The 11806-nt window shown below is 36.7% G+C and carries 11 protein-coding genes; all 11 read right to left on the reverse strand.

Features of this window, described 5'->3' with window-relative positions; genetic code table 11:
* Positions 1-4 precede the first annotated feature (4 nt).
* On the reverse strand, positions 5-832 hold the full coding sequence (locus tag T491_RS0114275; protein WP_028904486.1) for an endonuclease/exonuclease/phosphatase family protein: 828 nt from the start codon (positions 830-832) through the stop codon (positions 5-7).
* Complete coding sequence (locus T491_RS0114280; protein WP_028904487.1) at positions 833-2044, reverse strand: glycosyltransferase; 1212 nt, start codon at positions 2042-2044, stop codon at positions 833-835. It lies immediately after the preceding gene.
* Entirely contained in the window at positions 2044-3069 is a 1026-nt protein-coding gene (locus tag T491_RS0114285) for a glycosyltransferase (RefSeq protein ID WP_028904488.1), read from the reverse strand. The genes T491_RS0114280 and T491_RS0114285 overlap by 1 nt, the downstream gene beginning before the upstream one ends.
* Positions 3062-4345 carry an O-antigen polymerase gene (locus tag T491_RS0114290; RefSeq protein WP_028904489.1) on the reverse strand — a complete coding sequence of 428 codons (1284 nt, stop codon included), beginning with the start codon at positions 4343-4345 and terminating at the stop codon, positions 3062-3064. Before T491_RS0114290 ends, T491_RS0114285 begins: the two co-directional genes overlap by 8 nt.
* Positions 4346-4347: 2 nt before the next feature.
* Positions 4348-5607 carry a glycosyltransferase family 4 protein gene (locus tag T491_RS0114295; protein ID WP_155950161.1) on the reverse strand — a complete coding sequence of 420 codons (1260 nt, stop codon included), beginning with the start codon at positions 5605-5607 and terminating at the stop codon, positions 4348-4350.
* Between the two features lie 16 nt (positions 5608-5623).
* Positions 5624-6622, reverse strand: coding sequence for an acyltransferase family protein (locus T491_RS0114300; protein WP_028904491.1), 999 nt, complete (start codon positions 6620-6622; stop codon positions 5624-5626).
* Between the two features lie 3 nt (positions 6623-6625).
* Complete coding sequence (locus T491_RS17230; protein ID WP_051523182.1) at positions 6626-7663, reverse strand: glycosyltransferase family 2 protein; 1038 nt, start codon at positions 7661-7663, stop codon at positions 6626-6628.
* 2 nt (positions 7664-7665) lie between these two features.
* Positions 7666-8814 carry a glycosyltransferase gene (locus T491_RS0114310; protein WP_081773403.1) on the reverse strand — a complete coding sequence of 383 codons (1149 nt, stop codon included), beginning with the start codon at positions 8812-8814 and terminating at the stop codon, positions 7666-7668.
* Between the two features lie 47 nt (positions 8815-8861).
* Positions 8862-9950: a polysaccharide pyruvyl transferase family protein gene (locus T491_RS0114315; protein ID WP_028904493.1), complete on the reverse strand. Its 1089-nt coding sequence runs from the start codon at positions 9948-9950 to the stop codon at positions 8862-8864.
* Complete coding sequence (locus tag T491_RS0114320) at positions 9947-11476, reverse strand: lipopolysaccharide biosynthesis protein (protein WP_028904494.1); 1530 nt, start codon at positions 11474-11476, stop codon at positions 9947-9949. Before T491_RS0114320 ends, T491_RS0114315 begins: the two co-directional genes overlap by 4 nt.
* Positions 11477-11571: 95 nt before the next feature.
* Positions 11572-11806, reverse strand: a 235-nt coding sequence (locus T491_RS0114325) for a transposase (RefSeq protein WP_028904495.1), incomplete at its 5' end; no start/stop codon positions are given.

The raw sequence follows: 11806 nt of genomic DNA on the forward strand, positions 1-11806 counted from the left end.
TATTTTATTTAAAATTGAATCCAACGACTAAAGCCCGATGGTCACTCCAGGTTTCTTCACCTATCACGTCTATATTTTGAAGATTTAAGTGCTTATCATCATAAAAAGCATAGTCTATTCTCAGTCGCAGCCAATCATTATGATATGTACTTCCATAGCCGAAGCCACCATTCCACCATGCATCCTTTAATCCTGTGGACTTTATCCTTTTTATTGTAGGTGAAAATGGTACATCGTTCATGTCACCTATAACCACAGCGGGATATTTCTCGCTTCGCAATGCATTAACAATAGTATCCGCCTCTGTTAACCTTAAACGCCTTCCCTCTTTCAGAGAAGACCAACGTCCCTCGTTTAACATAAGATTATTAGAGGACAGATGACAGCAATAAATGACAAGCGTATCTGTGGCCTTGTGTATCGGTACACGGTAGATGGAGCAGAAGCTTCCACTCACCCCATATTTGTCAATACTGTCTATCTCCCATGTGCTACAGAAAACATCGCCCTCATTATTCTCCCATCTATACGTTTTATTTATGTATGGATACTCTCTCTCAAGTGAATTTATCAGGGTATCGCTTGCTGTTTCGTAATATTCCGTCAGGAATACGAAATCAGGTTTCTCACCCACTATTGTCTTTGCTATCTCAGTTGCATATAAACCAAATCCGTCCGCTTGGGAGTGGATGTTGTAAGAAAGAACCTTTATACCAAAATTGTTATCGCGATGCGCCAAATGTATAGGGAACAACTCACAATAAAGATTCACTATGATAGCAATTAGTAGAACACCCCCACACCAGAGCAACCTTTTATATGCAGGCTTCATCTATTGAATTACCTCATCGTAAAGTTTAATATAATCCAGGAAACGATCGTCTTTGTTGAATTGTTCAACGGCTCGTTTTCTGCATGCGTTCCAATAACTTGCCTTCCCCTTTTGTCGTATTTGTCTGATAGCTGTTACTAAAGCCTCATAGTTCCCCTTCTCGACAACAATACCAGTATTCTCATCAACTGCCTCTGGGCTGCCGCCTGTTCTGTAAGTAATTACGGGAGTCCCGCAAGCCAACGCCTCAATATTTGTTGTCGGAAAGTTATCTTCATATGTTGGATTGACAAAAACGTCTGCCATGGAATAGAATTCTACCAGTTGGTTCACATTTGTGGTGCGTCTCAACGCGATAATCCCTTCCGGTAGCTGCTTTTTCTCCTCTTCAGATACTCCCACCAATACAATCTGGATGTCATCTCCGTATGATTGATGCAACTGTATAAACTCTCCCAGCCCCTTTCGGTCGCCAAAAATATCTGCCACGCCCAGCACTACAAATTTACCATCTATCCCATACTGTTTTTTCAAGTCGCTCTCTGTTGGTTTGAATACATTCAGATCAATGCCATTATGAATGACATGAACAGGATATTTGCCAAGATAGGACTGACTCACCAAATCTCCAAGCCAATTAGACACTGGCACCAATGTGAGATTCTTGACCGATGTAAAGAGTTTTCTTTTGCGTTCCCAGTTTGCACTTGACCTGTCTATAAACAATGACTTGGGGTATGAGTGCAGTTGTGGGCAATGGTGACAACCGGTTTTCCACTTGTCGCAGCCTACCCTGTCAAAGTACATACAATGCCCGGTAAAGCTCCAGCAGTCATGTAGGGTCCACACAATGGGAATATCTTTTCCGCACAAATAGTCGAAAAGAATTTCGTAGTTAACAAAATACCCGTGAATATTATGAAGGTGGACTATGTCTGGCTTTATTTCATCCAGTTTCTCTACGAAAGCCTTTGTGCCGTTGACTGAGCCTAATCCATGAGCATCCAACAGAAGGCTCTTCACGCCATGCGCCTTCTCTTCAAACGAACTACTAACTCTGATGGTCTTAAGTTGACTACCAGAAACATATCTCGTCCCATGAGCGAGATAAGCATTCCATCCGTTTTTCTGAGCAAGTACACCTATCTGTTCAGCTATTCTGCCTGTTGACCCCCAATTACAGGCCACATTGATTTGCAATATCGTTGGCATTATTTAGTTATGAATATATTAATTTGATGTTGTGCTCTCTCTTGAAAATTGAGTCTAGAAATATTCTCTCGAAGTTTATTGTAATAATCTACATCAGAAATTTTAAGGACAGCTTCTTTCAAAGATTCCTTGTCATAAGCAGAAAACACGAGTCCGGTCTCTTCCGTCACCAAATCATCCTTGCATCCGACCCGATCACTTACAATTACAGGCGTTCCATTGTTCAAAGATTCTTCAACAACAAGTCCCCAGGGCTCAACAATTGAAGGTAGCACAAATACATCCGTCTTCTGGTAATATGTTAACAACTCTTTATTCGGGATTGCACCTAAAAAGTGAATATTGCTCTGAGACATCATTTTCAGTTCTTCCTCCTGTTCTCCAAAACCGATGATATCCAATAAAAGATGCGTAAAACTGTTGAAAACATCAATTAGCATCTTAAGATTTTTGACCTCAACTAACCTGCCCACATACAGAAAACGCCTAACACACTCTCTGGGCTTATATGCAGGTTGGGGTATGTAATTGAGCACGCCGCATCCGCCGGTATATTTATACTCTCCTTTGAAATGGAAGTGCTCAAATATCTTGCCCTGAGCAAGGCCTGAAGGGTAAACCGTTGAAATGCGTGTCAGAAATAGTTTTTTTATACTGTCCTTTATAAAATGAGGCTTATACTCATAAAAGCTGGATTCACATAACACTGCATTCTTTTTCTTACTGCTTAGGAAAGCCAAAAGAATCAAACGCCAGTCATCCCATCCTCCGATAATCAACTGTTTAAACGAATACCGAAAAAGAATCGATATCAACTCCCAACATCCAGCTAGGTTGCTTTTAGGAAGAATATAATATTCAAATGAAGGCTTTTCCGAAACAAAATCATTATTCCTGTCCTTTTCCTTTTGATCTGTAAATATCAGAAGAACCCTCTTCCGATTACCAATCTTATTCCACTGTCTAACCTTGTAAAACGCAGGCTGATTGGTAATAAAAATTATATCGTATTGTCTCTTATTCATGAATTATCGATTTTGGCAATATTTTTCTAAATAGAGTTGTTAACCAGAATGGTAAAATTACGAAGTAAACAAAATCATTAAAGTTTCCTGCTAAATAGCCACGTGAAAGCCATTGATAACAGAATCCATTGAACAGTGCTAATAGAAGTATCGCGCCCATCGACTCCCTATTTCGCCTATAATTATTAAAAAAAATTCTCGCAAACCAACCAAAGAATAAACCATAAATGATAACACCTATCATTCCAAATGAGATAAAAGCTTCTGCAAAACAAAGGAATGCTGCACCACCGCTTGAATCACCAATAATACGCACTTGCGCTTCTCTCATATATCTCCCATCCGGTTTGCTCGGGAAAATGGCACGAGGTATAGGCATCAGAACTGCAGTGGTTATCGGTTCAAACAATGAATATCCACCATTACGGTTATAATAATCAATTGAGGCTATACTGAAGCAACATACATCTACATTCTCTCCTGCACCCTTTTTAGCATCGCTAAGTGATACCTGCATCACAGTCTCACGGTTTAATCCTGCTCCATAATTACGAGATACATCCATTACGGCAAAGAGCAAATATGCCGCGATGCCTACTGATAAGACAATGGGATAATTGATTCGCTTTGGTTTAGGGAATAGGTGGTAGACCGTGGCTAATGAAAGAATAAGCATGACCAACCTATAACGAAATCCACCAACAATGTACACCACTATTGTCAAATAAAGAACGACAAGAAATACGATTCCACTCTTGAGGCGACTTTGGTTACTACGCCAATACATATATAAAAGACCACAGGCAAAGCAGAACAATGATATTAAATCAATAAAATAGCTGACAAAGCCCGTTCTTGCAGAACCTATATATGCATCATCAGCCCATATCGTTGTTCGAAAACCACGAAAGGGAACGTAACATGCTAACGCAAATATAAAAAGAACAGCCCCTACCATCTGAGCATTTTGGGGGGTGAAATAATCATCCCATTTTTTAAAGCGCGGCCTCTGCTTCCAAGAGAATCCAATCAACACACACGAATAAAATAGAACAGATGCGATATAAAAAAGATATTGCCCTTGAACTGCATGAGCATCATATAGTCTAAGCCCTTGGAAGGAGGGAATAACGATATAGTAAATCAACGTGAGGCAGATGAAAGTCAATGGAGACCAAATCGCAGATTTGTCGCGGCTCAACCATAGCTTGAGCAGGGTTCCCCCAATCAACACACACAATACCACGAGAAATATAAGAGATATAGGAGACAGCATAACTACTGTTTATTATTTAATTCATTAATTTTCAATACAATCTTTACAATATTCTCTTCATATTTTTTCCAAGAAAATTCCATAGCTACTTGGCGGGCACGTTCGCCCATTGTTTTAATTCTATCTTTATGAACATAGAACCATTCCAATTTTTCTTTCAAAGCAGTTTCGTCACCATAGGGAACTACAAATCCAGTTTCACCTTCAATAATCAAATCAGACAGTCCAGAACCATATGTACAAATAACGGGAAGCCCACATGCCATAGCTTCAATGCCAACCAATGCCATGCCTTCAGCGATTGATGTTAATACGAAAATGTCTGCATCTTCATAAATTTTCTGCATCTGGTCATGTGTAACAAATCCCGTAAACTTTATATTTTCATCATCCAAGTGTTTTGCTATATAAGGTGACTGTGGGTTATATCCACCAGTTACTACCAGTTGGAATCTATTAGAATCCATTGAGGAAATGCAATCCAGTAATAAGGGCATACCTTTACGCGCATTCGTCTGCCCCACAAATTGTATTATAAGAGGGGTGGTTGGATTCGCTTCTTTGATTAGAATATCGCTGGAAATGTTTGCACCATAAGGTACTTTCAATATGCGATTGCTTTCAACACCACAATACAGCAGGCTGTCTCTTACAAAATCTGATGCAACGAAGAAATAATCTGCATCTCGAATTTCTGAATAATAACGTTCGAGAGGCCTTTGCCACAAATAAATATTTTCATCCTTTGCGTAAGTAAGTCCAGATTGCGTCACTTCCTTTTGAAATAAATCTTTCATATATGGACGTGCTGCAATTGACACATCAAGAACTCTTATAATATGTGGCGCATGTTCTTTTAAATATTTGAAGCAGATGGTACTATCTGCATCATAACCAATGACCATATCTACATCATTCTTGATTGCATATTTGGCCAGTTTTAATCCAAATCTATCTGTGTTATAGGAAGAAAAACGACGATAGAGTTTCATACTCTTATCCAACCTATTTAATAATAATTCTATGAAACCGCCAAATTCACAAAACTGAACTACTTGAGACTCTTTTAAATCAGGATTGTAATGCGCATTTGCACGTTTTAAATTACTCTTATTCAATAACTTCTTGATGAATTTCATCATCACAGAAGATTTTTTATCATATATCTCTGTTACGTAACTATGCAACAAACCTGCTTTCTGCATTGCTGATGCTAAACGAAAAGAATGCTGTTTTCCTGGGTGAGCTACAATTACCTTCATAAAAAATTTATTTAAATTATTTATTTTTTCCAATTAAACACGGATTTACTTTCATGACAATCAATGTACATAAGTAACAAATTAAGCATACGAGAATTGACATTAATAACAAATACCATAATGGGATTATTTCATTAATTAAGATTTTATAAATATACCTAAATATCTGAATAAATATTATATGAAAGCCCAAAATCCCAATACTGTACTCTCCTATTTTTAACAGTAAATTATTATGGTAATTGCTGAAATACGCTTTCCCTAAATAACATATAGATATACAGCCCACGGATGCTGTAAAATATGTTGTTATAATGTTATGGCCAAACTTCAATTGAGCAAAATCTACATAGCCATTATTTGAAGATATCACAAGATATGCAACAAACATAGCAAATACTACTGGCAACGGAATTTTTCGTGGAGTCTTATTAACACTTCCACATATCCAACCTAAAACGAAAAAAGGGAATAATGCAAATGCTGAACCTATTGCAAAAAGTGAAAAATAACTCATATTATATAATCCATAAAGAACTAAGAATAGTAATACGACAAGGAATGCCAACCATATATTTTTTTTATCATTTCCCTTAAATAAAAAAAATAAACTATCAAATAACAAGCGTATAACAAATAGTGCCAATAAGAACCATATTGGTCCGCAACTGTTATTATCTAGCATTACCAATTTAGCGAATACAATCGCCACTATTTCCTCTGTCCTTATATGATTCCCTATTAAATAATCGACCAGAAAACTAAAAGGAATGAGAAAAACACTAAAAAACAAATAAGGTTTTATCAACGACTTAACATATTTATTTATTGACACAGGTATTGAATAAGGACACTTTGCAAAGAAACCTGATAAAAAAATAAAGAAAGGCATATGAAATCCATATATCCATGACCTTATTATTCCATCACTTGGTATTCCAGAATGTCCCAACACCATCAATGTGATTGCGAAAGCACGTAGATAATCTACATATTTTATTCGATCTCGGATCATGCTTTAATATCTTCTTGATTTCTTTGAAAAATAATTACCTAATAAATATTTCTTTACCTTCCATAATAAGAATAGGACTGTACATACTGGCAACTTTAATATTATTGGAAGTCCAAGAACATCCACATAGAGTCTTTCTGCCCTTGACAAATCTCCTCTCAGAGATTGTAATTCTGGCAACACGTTTTGTTTAAAATAAGATGGTATGGCTCCATATCTAATATTCCCTCCATGAACTATAATAGAAAATATATCTTTAAGTGTCATTGCCCATACATCATGCCATTTAGGTAGTAAGCCTTTTAACACTTCATGTTCTGTGTACTCCAAATAATCACTCCAATAATCAATGGACAATTTATTGCTCACTGCTGTGATACCAAACTGATTTCTATAAGAATAAACAACATCTGCTAGCAATACAGCCTTACGCATAACACGTGCTGCACAAGTCAGCATCATTGCATCCTCACGATTGGTAAATCGTCTTGGCAATTGTAATGCACATGATTGTAAAAGAATGCTCCTTCGTATTATTTTTGCCCATGGACCGCGGGCCGGTCCATAATATGTATATAGAGAGAAAGAGAATGTTTGTGGATCAAAGTATGTTGCTCCTTTTTCTTGTGCAATATTCTTGCATAACTTTGTTGTCCCATCAGGATAGAACCATTGATATGATCCTTCTATAATATCCAATTCTGGGTCCTTCTGTTGTTCCTCTACAAGTCGCTGTAATCCATCTGTCGTAACCTTGTCATCAGCATCTACAAACATAATCCATTCTGCAGAAGAGGCTTCTACGCCAGCTTTACGTGCAGATGTTACTCCGCCGTTAAGCTGATGAATCACACGGATTCGCTCATCCTTCTTTGCATACTCATCACAAATCTCTCCAGAAGAGTCCTTTGAGCCATCATTCACAAGAATCAGTTCAAAATCCCTAAATGATTGAGACAGCACACTGTCTATACATTCTCCCAAGTATTTCTCTGCGTTATATACTGGGATAACTATTGATGTATATGGTTTCTCTATCATGATTATTCTTTAATTATATATGATATCGTTTCATCAATGGTTTTCTGTGAAAAAAATGATTGGGCAGTTTTCATAGCGGCTCCTGCGATCTCTTTACATTTCGAATCATCATTTAAAAGGTCTATGAGATTATTTGAGAAATCTGTGTAATTCTCAGCAATAACGACATTTTCGCCATGACACAAAATCTCTTCATAGCCTCTTGTGCCATGAGAAGAAATAGCACAAGCCTTACCCATTGCCATCGCTTCTATAACTTTTATATTTGTTCCTGCGCCTGAATAAATAGGACAAACCACGACATTTCCCATTGCATAAAAGTCGTATAGACTTTCTACGTATCCTAAATATTCAATATTTTTATATGATTCCCATTTTGTTTTCAACTCGTCTGGAAGTCCCTTTCCTGCAATCAGTAATTTCGCATCAGGAACACTTGCTGATATATTATTCCAACAATGAGAAATAAAGGAATCCATGCCATTGTAATTTGCTGGCCATGACATAAAACCAATAAAAAGGATTCTTTTACATTGAGGCTTAAATTCCAATTCATCTTTATGAATATAGGATATATTGGGTAAGAATGTTACATTATATCTCTTAGCCTCCCCTTTATTAGGTAAGAAAGATACATAGGACTTCTTGATACAACGATAAGTATATCTATGCAAGCTTATTAGTTTCAAGTGATAATAAATCCTTTTCAACCACGATACATCTTTCAGATATACTTTGAAGGATTTCTCTGGAAGATCGTCAATGTCTAAAAGAATCTTCTTATCTAATCCGAAAACTCCCGCAAGACTTGCATTTTCAATATATCTACAGAAAATGAAATCATAATTATTTTGTTCTACAATATTCTTTATCTTATGTTCAAGTTCAAAAGACTTCGGATAGGCGTTTATTAATAATCGTCTTTTCCATTCCGATGAATTACTTTTTTTCCAAGTGTGTCCATCATTCCATATGACTATTCTGATATTTTGAGGTAAATTCTTCGGAATATTGCATTGGTTAGCCCCAATATAAGCTACATCAACATGACAGCCATTATTCAAGAACCCTTGTAATATCACGGCAGTTCTTTGGGCATTCCCCATGTCAGGATTAAATGGACTTCTATTGCAAATAAATAAAACTTTCATATATCTTTAATGTCAATTACATAAAAAACACTATGCTTCCTCAAATATTAAAATTTCATGGCTTCATCCAAAAAAGCCATTGAGCTATCTATATGTATGTTAATTTGCTTGTTTACTAAAACCCAATCTATCTCTTGCTCCAATAGTGTACTTACTCCGGAATTTGATGTGATAAGTCTATTCTGTAAACCGACTCGATTTAATAAATCCTGCATTCTTGACATTCCTCTTTGGACATTGCCATATACTACAAATTGCTTGTTGAAGATAAGAGAGAATACTGTTCCATGGAATGAGTCAGTGATAACATAATCTGCATAACATATCGCTGAAAGCCACTTCTCTACCGGTTCTATTACAGCTATCTCACTAATATCACCTGTCTCAGCTTTTATATTTAATACAGGCATATTCATTTTATGAGAAAAATCCTCTATTGATTGTTTTATCTCATCGTCATCATCTAATACATAGGTGAAGATGTATGGATTTTCTGGCTTGGTATATTTATCTTTAAATAAATCTATGTATGCTTGTCTATCTAACAAGAATGTAGGATCTAAAACCACCTGCACATTTTCAACGCCAAAATATTCTTTTAACAATTTGACCGACGATTCTTCTCGAACAGAAATTGCTTTGAAATCCTTAAGCAATCTCGAACATATTTCAATCTTATCTTGAGGATAATCCATTTCGTCTGAGCCCATAGATGCAGCATAACTGAAATGAGAAATATTCGTACCCTCCAGGAAGTTGCAAAAAAAATCATCTATCCAGTCTTTAAAATACCAATATCTCCATACCTGATCGCTGCCAACAATCACAGCATCAAACTTATATTTTACACATCTTTTCAACTCTTGAGAAGAATAATATTTTTTTGTATATGGAAATAGATACTTCTTTTGAAATTGATCTGTATATTTGCTTAACTTCTTTTGTTTATCCTCCAGAAGATGTAAACCTCTCAGCAAATCTCCTAATATACTTCTTAGCGTTATAGTCCCATTCCTTTGACGATTTATAATAATCACCTTATGCCCCATACTCTCAAGGACTCTCTTCAATGCGAATGCCTGGAGAAAGCCACCGTAGTTATTATTGAAAGGGACAGTCAGTATTCCTATTTTCATTTTTGAATCTTGTTTTTGACAAATTGAATAACTTTTTCTCTCATAGAAGCATCAATACCAAAACACCATGAACTGGCACAGACAGAGAGTACAGAGATTACAACGACAGAGAAGAAAATTAAATATTGATTGTCGGTTTGTATTCTTATCCAACAATCATACATTACAGGAATGACAGTGGATATGATAGTTACCTTCAGGCAACTCCAATACATTGGAATGAAATCTCTGAATGTATATCCACAAATCTTAATTAGAATAAGGGGCTTCTGGATGCATCCTAAAATGACAAAAACAACAATAAACACCCATGACAAAGCTATGGGAGATGCTCCAAACTTAAAAAGAACATATACGACAGGGAAGGCAATAAAACCAATAGTTGGAGATGTCAATGCATTCCATTTTATATTTCCATCTGCATAAATTGCTGTATATAATCCCGTGTCAAATATTTGAAACAAGGATTGTATAACTACTAACTTAAGGAAGATGTCACAATATTCTGGCACTTGCCCTAACCATAAATACAACAGCTGATAAGACAGCAAGTATATGGGAAGAGATAACATGAGCATCATATAATAGCAATACTTGGTTGATTCCAACAGCAGGTGTTTACTTCCCTCATAATCCCCAGCTGCATATTTTTTAATAATCTGAGGATTCGCTGCAGTCCGAAAATTGGTCATAAATTGTGTTGCATAACTATTAACCTGTAGTGATATGGCACGAGCAGCAACAACTGCCGGAGAAAAGAACATATTGAGTAACATCAAAATGCCATTACTATTTAAAGAAATAGAAATATTGGCAAATAATTGCCATCCAGAAAACACCAAAATAGGCTTAAAAACCCTTTTGTCAAACTTAAAATCAACACGACATTCTTCAAAGCGAGTGGCGCAAAACCAACGATAGAACAACAGCATACCCATGCTAGTACAGAAGAATAACGTAGAATATAGTTTCAGTTTATCTACATCAAACAAAGTTAGAGCATAAACGATCATCAATTTTAGGAACACATCTATCAAACTGGTGTAGGCATACATATCCATTCGCTCATGGGCTATAAGACAAGCTCCGTAAGGAACTTGCGTCATCGTTGCCACCATAGAAATTACCGATAGATGGAAGACCCAGACTGCTGCATCCATACGGTCTGCAGGTATAATCAGTTTATTATAGAGGAACCATAATCCAACAGTTTCAACTAAAAGCACTAATATTAATGCCAACCCAAAGTGCACCCAAAAGCATGTAGAAAATGTGGATTTCAGTTCTTCTTTATCACCTTTACCAAGAGCTACGGTCAAAAAACGTGAAGTGCCGTTGGACAGAGCTGCATTTAAAAATCCGGCAAACGCCACAACGCCACCTACGGTAGCATTGATACCCATATCCGTGACACCAAGCACCTGCAAGATGACACGCGATGTGAATAGGCCCACCAACATGGTGATACCCATCCTAAAATATAGGGCCATCGTATTCTTAGCAATAGTTTTATTATCAGAAGCCATTTTATTGTAAACTGTCAATTTTGACGTCCAAGCTTAAAAACAGCCTTTTAGGGCAGCTATCGCTACCTGAAGCGTCTAAATCGTATTAAACTTTATTATTTTTTAATACCGATGTTCATCGGTAACATGTTCTCATAATCTGTTCTTCCTTGCATGATTGCCTTGAAGAATTCCTTAAAATACTCCAGCGTTGATACGCCACACATCTTACACGTCTCGATAAACGTGTGGTAGATGACTGACACTTTAGCACCAGCATGGCTACCAAAAGTCAGCGAGTTTTTGCGCTCTACAGTCATAGGGCGAAGCGTGCGTTCTGCAAGTGAGTTG

The organism is Prevotella sp. P6B4 (genome assembly GCF_000619985.1).
In the GTDB taxonomy this organism is placed as follows: Bacteria; Bacteroidota; Bacteroidia; order Bacteroidales; family Bacteroidaceae; genus Prevotella.